This window comes from Jeotgalibaca sp. A122, assembly GCF_052266715.1.
Classification (GTDB): domain Bacteria; phylum Bacillota; class Bacilli; order Lactobacillales; family Aerococcaceae; genus Jeotgalibaca.
In genome coordinates this window covers 1-1364 of sequence record NZ_JBQPRB010000021.1, presented here as the reverse complement: position 1 = coordinate 1364, position 1364 = coordinate 1, and the positions used below count along the sequence as shown (strand labels likewise).

General features: G+C 40.2%; 1 protein-coding gene. It reads right to left on the bottom strand.

From position 1 onward, the window contains the following. Positions 1–1198 (bottom strand): ISL3 family transposase (locus ACTU7M_RS11430; RefSeq protein WP_443474524.1); only part of this gene is annotated, 1198 nt, incomplete at its 3' end. Positions 1199–1364 lie beyond the last annotated feature (166 nt).

The following is a 1364-nucleotide window of genomic DNA, read 5'->3' as shown; positions in this document are numbered from 1 at the left end:
GGTAGCTGATGAGAATGCGCGCACGCAGGTGACTATAATTTCGGTAACCAAACCCAGAACGTTTAATGTTCTTGATTTTATTATTAACGCCTTCAATTGCTCCATTAGAGAGGGTATATAAACAGGCATTGTGAATGCCTTCTCGATGCTTAAATAAAGTCTGGACGGTTGTACGGACTTTTCTTGGTAATGCATATTTCCTGGACTCTTCTAAGGTATTTCTAAACAGTTCAAAATCATGGTTATGGAGTGCGAAGCGGAGATCGTTTACCAACATATAGACGTGACGCAACCGCGGGTTGAGAGACAATAAATAATCAACCATCATCTTTTCGGTCACAAGCCCGTCATAAAGGCGATGTGTCTGGTAATCGGTAAAATTTAATTCCCATTCGTTCTTCAAAAGTAACTTCCATTGTTTCTTTAACTTACGATAATCTGTCGCACTTTTACTGCGGATTTCATTCATCACACGAATTCGGAATGTATTCAGAGCCCGATTCAGGTGCTGCACGATGTGAAAGCGATCGATGACAATATGGGCTTTTGGGAAACAAGCTTTTACCACCTCCAGATAAGGCGAGTACATATCCATGGTAACGGTCTTCACACTATAGCGGGAGTCTTTTGGATATCGCATGAAGTAATCAATCAAGTGGTCCTTTCTCCTGTCTTCGACGACATCGATTAACCGATGGTTCTGGGCATCAAGAAACAGGAAACTCATAGCACCCGAGACATTCCTGACAGACTTAAATTCATCAATAGAGAGGTGCTGAGGTAAATAAAGATGCTTGGAAGCCAATGGCTCCGCGACCTTTTCAAGCACACGGATAACGGTGCTATTAGAGACAGAAAGATGTTGTGCTACCAATTTCATGGACTGTATTTCACGTAATTCCATCGCAATCGTCTGCTTGATGATGTTGGAAATAAAACAATGCCGTTCAACCAACCGTGTTTCAGCGATAAACGTTTGGCCACAATGCTTGCACAAGAAACGTTGTTTCTTTAGACGTAGAAGAAGCGGTTGAAAATTAATGTGTGTCAGCTTGATTGTGGATAGTTTCGTTCCATTCTTAATAATGTCGTGATGAGAATGATTGATGACACCACAATTGGTACAACAACGCGGTGTATAGGTCAACTTCCCCTGTATGATAATATGATTGATTTGTTTGATAGTCTTAAATTCCATTGGAATTTCTTCTAAATAAATATTTGGGTCTTTTATTCCGAGTATTTTTTTAATACAATGGGTTTGGGTCACGTGAATCCTCCTATTATTTGGTGTGGTAACTTAATTATAGGGGTTCACGGACCTTTTTTGTCGTTAAAAACAGAAAAAGGTGCCGGTGAATCAT